Here is a 6,452-nt window from a genome sequence, read left to right as displayed (position 1 = left end):
TTATTAAAAGCGCGCTAACTCCCCACCCGTTTTCTAAACTTAGGCGATTGCTTTAATGCGTGCAGACAAACGAGACAATTTACGATTAATCGCACCGTGCGGAATGATACCTTTTGTAGCAGCTCTTTGCATTTCAGGCTGAGCAAGACGAAAAGCAGCCAAAGCTTCCTCTTTTTTACCTTCAGCAACGGCAAGCTCTACCTTTTTAATGAAAGTTCTTGTACGTGAAAGACGAGATGCATTTCTAAGACGTCTTTTTTCATTTTGCCTAATGCGCTTTAAAGCTGAAGGATTATTTGCCATGCGGTACTCCAAAAATAAGAAAAATAATTTTATTCAAGTTTAATGATACAAAAATTCTTGGAAAGAAGTAACAGCTACAACCAATATCGTCAAGAAGGCACTCTGCTTTCAAAGAGAATTTTAGAGTGAATAATCTAAATCCACCCCTAAATATTCTAGCAGAACACAAAATTGCATAAAAATGAAAAATACGCCATTTTAGAGGAAATAAGAGCGCTGATTTATCAGTTTTATTCCCTTTCTATGAATGAGATTTATATTCTATGGATATGACAGACTTTGGATACCAACAGGTTCCTTCTGATGAAAAACAAAAACTCGTCAGAAACGTTTTCGAAAGTGTTGCTAAAAATTATGACATTATGAACGATGTCATGTCCTTAGGGATTCATAGATTATGGAAAAAAATTTTTGTTAATGAATTATACCCAAGACCTCATGCAAAGCTTTTAGACCTTGCTGGTGGAACTGGAGATATTAGCTTCCAGTGGTTAGACCGCAATGGTGGACCTGTTTTACTCACCGATATTAATAAGGCAATGCTTTCCGTCGGTAGAGACCGCGCTACTAACAAAGGATATTTTGGAGGGAACATTGATTTTGCATGTATAAATGCTGAAGAAATACCACTGCAAGACTGTTCTGTTGATCGCGTTTCTATCGCATTCGGCTTAAGAAATTGTACGAACAAAGAAAAAGTTCTTAAAGAGGCATACCGCGTATTACGTCCTGGCGGGCGTTTTTGCTGTTTAGAATTTTCAAAGGTACAAATTCCTGTATTTTCAAAAATATATGATGAATGGTCTTTTAAAGTTCTTCCTCAAATGGGAAAATTTATTGCAAAAGATGCTGAAAGTTATCGTTATTTAGCCGAAAGTATCCGTATGTTTCCTGATCAAGAAACATTGCTTCAAATGATGAACAATGCAGGTATGCAAAATACTAAATATCAAAATTTATCTGGGGGAATTGCAGCAATCCATTCGGGATGGCGTTTTTAAAATCCATATTTAAGAGAGTATGATGCACTCTTCAGAAGAAAAAAAGAATATTCTTTTAATTGTCAGTGGCAGTATCGCAGCGTACCGCTCCCTTGAATTAATAAGGCTTTTGACCAAAAAATATAATATTTCTGTTTTTCCAGTCCTAAGTAAAGGAGGAGAATATTTTGTTACTCCGCTCTCTCTTCAAGCTCTATCAGGAAATCAATGCTTAACGCCCCAGGACTGGTTTACAACAGGAATGACGCATATTTTATTGAGCAGAAAAGTGGATCTCATTCTGGTCTGCCCTGCTTCAGCTAATTTTATTTCCCGTATTGCCAATGGCATGGCTGACGAACTAGCAACATCTCTGATTTTATCAGCAAAAGTGCCAATCCTTATTGCACCTGCAATGAATCCAGAAATGTGGCAAAACCCAGCGACACAAGATAACATTAATCTTTTACTTACTAGAAAAATTACAGTTATTTCTCCTGAAAAAGGCCTCGTGGCTTGCGGAGAATATGGAGTGGGACGTCTAGCAGAGTTGAGCTTTATTGAAAGTAAAATAAAAGAAATCTTATTTGATAAGAAAGAAAAAAAACTTAAGGGCAAGCGAGCTCTTGTAACCGCTGGCCCCACGCAAGAATCTTTTGATCCTATCAGATTTATTACGAATCATGCCTCTGGTAAACAGGGCTATGCTCTTGCAGAGGCATTGGCACAAGCAGGAGCCACAGTCACCCTGATTAGTGGCCCAACTGCATTGCCCTCTCCTAAAGGAATAGAAGTTAAAAGAATTACTACGGCTATTGATATGGAAAAGGCAGTAAAAAATAGCCTTCCGGCTGATATTTTTGTTTCGACAGCAGCTGTGGCAGATTGGAGGCCTGAGTTTTCATCAGAAAAAATAAAAAAGAATACTGTCAGTTCTTTGAAAAATGTTCAATGGCATGAAAACCCTGACATCCTAAAGAATATATGCCACTCTTCTCAAAAACCTAAACTTACGATTGGATTTGCAGCTGAAACAACCTCTCTTATAGAAAATGCTGTACAAAAACTAAAAAATAAAAACTGTGATTGGGTGATTGCAAATAATGTTAAAGAAGGCGTTTTTAATAGTTCTTCAAATACAATTTCATTTATTTCTGCCAGAAATATTGAACACTGGCCAAAAATGACCAAGATAGAGGTTGCCGAATTACTGGTAAAAAAAATAATTTCTTTTTTTGATTAAAAAATACAAAAAGGGAGCTTTTCAGCTCCCTTTTTACTCTCTTTCTCTAGAAAGACGTCTCGTTACTTAACCACGAGCAGCCATGATTTCATCAGCAACATTTTTAGGAACTGCTGAATAATGATGAAACTGCATCGTAAAAGATGCACGCCCTTTTGTTGCCGAACGCAAGTGAGAAATATAGCCAAACATTTCTTTAAGGGGGACTTGCGATCTAACAAGGACTGTAGACCCCATGGTTTCCTGATTTTGAATGATACCGCGACGACGATTCAAATCTCCCACGACATCTCCAACATGCTCATTAGGTGTTGTAATCTCGACATCCATAATTGGCTCTAAAATTACAGGACCTGCTTTTTTCATTCCTTCACGGAAACATGCTTTTGCTGCAATTTCAAAGGCTAATGCAGATGAATCCACATCATGATATTTACCATCAAGCAAAGTAAAAGAGAAATCTACTGTTGGAAAGCCTGCAAGAACTCCAGTGGATGCTTGCATTCTTATCCCTTTATCAACTGCTGGAATATATTCCTTAGGAATAGCGCCACCAACAATCTTATTTTCAAAGATAATAGTGTCTGGTTTCTCAGAAGGTGCAAATTCAATTTTAACTTCAGCAAACTGACCTGAACCACCAGATTGTTTCTTATGTGTATAAGTCTCTGTATGCGCTTTTGTAATTGTTTCACGATAAGCGACTTGAGGTGCGCCAATATTTGCCTCAACCCCATATTCACGCTGTAACCGATCTACAATAATATCAAGATGTAATTCACCCATACCAGATAAAATCGTTTGACCTGTTTCTTGATCCGTTTTTAGTTGTAAAGAAGGATCTTCTGCCGTTAATTTTTGCAGAGCAATTGTCATCTTTTCAACCGCATCTTTTGTTTTTGGCTCAACGGAAATATCAATGACAGGAACAGGGAATTGCATGCGTTCAAGAATAACAGGATCCGTTGCATCAGCAAGAGTATCCCCTGTTACAGTATCTTTTAAGCCCAAGAATGCAGCAATATCACCAGCGCCAACAGACTTAACTTCCTGACGCTTATCTGCGTGCATTTGAAAAATACGACCAACGCGCTCTTTTGTTCCCTTCGTTGTATTCAAAACGGTATCGCCAGAATTTAATACGCCACGGTAAACACGAACAAAAGTTAGAGTTCCATACTTGTCAGAAATAATTTTAAAAGCAAGAGCTGCGAATTTACCTTCAGGATCGACAGGAATGACTGGAAGGAAATTCTCATCTATGTCTTGTTCATCCTCTGGAGGTGCGATACGAATTCCTTCGACCTCATCTGGTGCGGGTAGGTAGTCAATAATAGCATCTAAAAGAGGCTGCACACCCTTGTTTTTAAATGCTGTCCCACAAAGAACTGGTCTAAATTCTCCAGAGACTGCGCCTTTTTTAATACAGCGCTTTAAGGTTTCAATAGAAACCTCTCCTTTTTCGAAGTACTCTTCCATGGCAGCGTCTTCCATGCTCAGAGCCGTATCTAAAAGGTTCTGACGAGCTTCTTCTGCTTTTTCTTTTAAATCTTCAGGAATCTCTTCATAATGATACTTTGCTCCCAGATCACCACCTTCCCAAATGATGGCTCTCATTTCGACAAGATCAACAACACCTACAAAATTTTCTTCGGCACCAATTGGAAGCTGAAGAGGAATAGCGACGATGTCTAATTTCTCTTTTAGGGTACTGAAAGCATAGTAAAAATCAGCACCAGTTCTATCAAGCTTATTGATAAAAATAATGCGAGGAACATTATAACGATCAGCTAAACGCCAATTTGTTTCTGACTGAGGCTGCACACCAGCAACCCCCTCGATGACAAAAACGGCTCCATCGAGAACACGCAATGAGCGGTTCACTTCGATGTTAAAATCAATATGGCCTGGGGTATCAATAATATTGATTCGATGGTCATTCCACTCGCAAGTCACGGCAGCTGAAGTAATGGTAATCCCACGCTCACGTTCCTGAGCCATGTAATCTGTTGTGGTATTACCTTCATGCACTTCACCAATTTTATGAGAAACGCCTGTGTAATGAAGAATTCTTTCTGTTGTTGTTGTTTTTCCCGCATCAATATGGGCTGTAATCCCGATGTTACGAATACGTGAAAGAGCTGATTTTGCTCCTTGGATGCTGTCAGACACCAAATGCCTCCATAAATTCCTGTTTAAGCAGGTAAACGCTATTAATTAACAATAAAATAAATAGGTGCCAGCGAGCCTAACCAGAAGAAGGAGTACCTCCCCAGACACTTTTTCTATAAAACTTAAACTTTAGGCTACAACGACATCCGCACGATCACGAACACGTTGAATACGACGTTTCAAACGCAAAGCTTCCGGAGAAAGTTTTCTGTTTGGTGTATTTAATAGAAAAGCATCCAAACCACCATTGTGCTCAATGGTTCGTAAACCGCGTGTTGTCAAACGCATTCTGATAGAAGTGCCAAGTGTTTCTGAAAGCAAGCTGGCATCTTGTAAGTTAGGTAAAAAACGGCGACGGCTTCTGTTATTCGCATGGCTAACATTATTTCCGGTCAAAACGCCTTTTCCCGTAATCTCGCAACGGCGGGACATACTGTATTTCCTTAAAAAATAAATGATAATTAGATCAAAAAATCCCTCCCATTATAAAAGAATTTTAAGCATTAGAACAGGCTAAATACTAAAATTCTCTAAAATGGAATGGCGACTTTATATAAGTAACTGTATGATATCGTCAAGAAAGTCGATACAACAGAGTTACCATACTATAAAAGCTTTTACGAAGAGACAAACATTAAAATGTCCTTATTCTCTAAAGATATTCCCCACCTCAACAGAAAGCAACTCCATTTTTACGCAAGAGTACTCTTGTCTATCATCATTCTTGCTTTTTCAATTTATATGTTGCGAGACTTTCTCTCTGCAATTATTTGGGGAGGGATATTGGCAATTGCGTTCTGGCCTTCTTATCAATGGGCAAATAAAAAATTAGCGCCTAAAAAATCCCTTTGGCTTGCCGCTCTGTTCACTTTTGTACTCTTCCTCGCAATTCTAGGCCCACTCGTTTGGCTTATTATACAAATTGCTGATGAATTAAGCGATGTTGCAAAATTATTGGAACATATTCAAAAAGTCGGTATTCCAGCTCCAAAATGGATCTATTCTCTTCCTGTAGATCAAAATAAAATGCTTTTTTGGTGGAAAGAAAACTTAGGAGAGCCAGGAGCTCTTTCTGGGATGATATACTCCGTCAATTTCACACACGGTGTGAAAATCACACGTGAAGTTGGCATGTTTGCAGTTCATAGTAGCCTGTTATTTGTCTTTACATTTTTGATTTTCTTTTTTCTCTTAAAGGATGGGAATGCTATTATAGAAAAGAGCTTAGTTGCCTCCAGACGCCTTTTTGGTAGACACGGAGAAACGATAGGCAGACAGATTGTTGGCTCTATTCATGGAACTGTAGCTGGCCTTGTTATGGTCGCTCTTGGCGAAGGCGTTGCTATTGGTATTATTTATATTCTAGCACATGCCCCACAACCTATCCTCTTCGGATTTCTAACTGCTTTCGCAGCTATTCTGCCAATGTTAGGCGCTGTTTTTGTTGCAATTGTTTCCTTTATTTTACTCTCTCAGGGGCACATGGTTGCTGCAATTGTTACATTCTTCGCGGGCATCATTGTGCTTTTCATTGCAGATCATTTCATTAGGCCAGCTTTAATCGGTGGTAATACAAAGCTTCCTTTTTTATGGGTTCTTTTTGGCATTATTGGTGGAGCTGAAACTTGGGGACTACTCGGTCTATTCGTAGGGCCTGCAATTATGTCCTCTTTGCATCTTCTATGGACAATCTGGACATCTACAACACAGCATAAGAAAAAATCTTTTCAGAAAGAGATTGATATTATTTAGTC

The 6,452-nt window shown here is 38.7% G+C and carries 6 protein-coding genes; 3 read left to right on the top strand and 3 right to left on the bottom strand.

Annotated features, from left to right (window positions below; translation table 11 throughout):
• Nucleotides 1–39: 39 nt before the first annotated feature.
• Nucleotides 40–303 (bottom strand): 30S ribosomal protein S20, encoded by a 264-nt coding sequence (locus tag FAI40_10345; GenBank protein QCE35692.1) that lies wholly within the window; start codon nt 301–303, stop codon nt 40–42.
• Between the two features lie 263 nt (nt 304–566).
• Here FAI40_10345 and FAI40_10340 point away from each other — a divergent pair, with 263 nt between their 5' ends.
• Nucleotides 567–1,304, top strand: coding sequence for a class I SAM-dependent methyltransferase (locus tag FAI40_10340; protein ID QCE35691.1), 738 nt, complete (start codon nt 567–569; stop codon nt 1,302–1,304).
• A 22-nt stretch (nt 1,305–1,326) separates the two neighbouring features.
• On the top strand, nt 1,327–2,526 hold the full coding sequence (gene coaBC, locus FAI40_10335; GenBank protein ID QCE35822.1) for a bifunctional phosphopantothenoylcysteine decarboxylase/phosphopantothenate--cysteine ligase CoaBC: 1,200 nt from the start codon (nt 1,327–1,329) through the stop codon (nt 2,524–2,526).
• A 66-nt stretch (nt 2,527–2,592) separates the two neighbouring features.
• On the opposite strand, the gene fusA is transcribed toward coaBC, so the two are convergent.
• Both fusA and FAI40_10325 read right to left on the bottom strand, forming a co-directional pair.
• Nucleotides 2,593–4,698: an elongation factor G gene (gene fusA / locus FAI40_10330; GenBank protein QCE35690.1), complete on the bottom strand. Its 2,106-nt coding sequence runs from the start codon at nt 4,696–4,698 to the stop codon at nt 2,593–2,595.
• Between the two features lie 129 nt (nt 4,699–4,827).
• Nucleotides 4,828–5,130: a 50S ribosomal protein L28 gene (locus FAI40_10325; protein ID QCE35689.1), complete on the bottom strand. Its 303-nt coding sequence runs from the start codon at nt 5,128–5,130 to the stop codon at nt 4,828–4,830.
• 207 nt (nt 5,131–5,337) lie between these two features.
• On the opposite strand from FAI40_10325, the gene FAI40_10320 reads away from it, so the two are divergent.
• The gene (locus tag FAI40_10320; protein ID QCE35688.1) at nt 5,338–6,450 is read left to right on the top strand and encodes an AI-2E family transporter; all 1,113 of its coding nucleotides are present in this window, start codon (nt 5,338–5,340) and stop codon (nt 6,448–6,450) included.
• Nucleotides 6,451–6,452: the final 2 nt, after the last annotated feature.

The organism is Acetobacteraceae bacterium (assembly GCA_004843345.1).
Taxonomy (GTDB): Bacteria; Pseudomonadota; Alphaproteobacteria; order Acetobacterales; family Acetobacteraceae.
This window is presented reverse-complemented; position numbering and strand designations above follow the sequence as displayed.